1 pseudogene is annotated in these 444 nt (G+C 34.9%); it reads left to right on the forward strand.

The window, feature by feature from the left end:
* Positions 1 to 413 (forward strand): annotated as a pseudogene (locus tag CBI42_RS11350) (hypothetical protein); the annotation flags it as partial.
* Positions 414 to 444 lie beyond the last annotated feature (31 nt).

Consider the following 444-nt stretch of genomic DNA (forward strand, 5'->3'; position numbering starts at 1 on the left):
AACATGCATTGTATGATCGTATAGCTTACGTTAAATCAAATGCACAAATGTTTACGGAGCAGTTAAGTGGTTTCGATCATCAGGATACGTTAGATAAGCTAAAGGTATTAGGTGATTTTGAATATTGCCTTAATAAATACGCCGATCCAATGACATTAAACCGCGAAGTTCACACCTTATTTATCAGCAATAGCGACTTGTTCAATGATATATTCGATTACGCAACTAAAGTATATGGAATGAAATACCAAGGCATTGTTTGGAAATCGTTTGGTTTAATTAATGATCATCAATTGAAACTGGATGAATACAAATTAATTGATTCAATCATTGATTTACAGCAGGAATTAAGTAAACAGTTCCTACCGAAAGAAGGACAGGTGAGCTTATATGAAGCTACATATCTGTCATGAGGTTGGCTGTCAAGCATTGATACCAATGGGG

The sequence above is a fragment of the Streptococcus sp. KR genome, assembly GCF_002238115.1.
In the GTDB taxonomy this organism is placed as follows: Bacteria; Bacillota; Bacilli; order Lactobacillales; family Streptococcaceae; genus Streptococcus.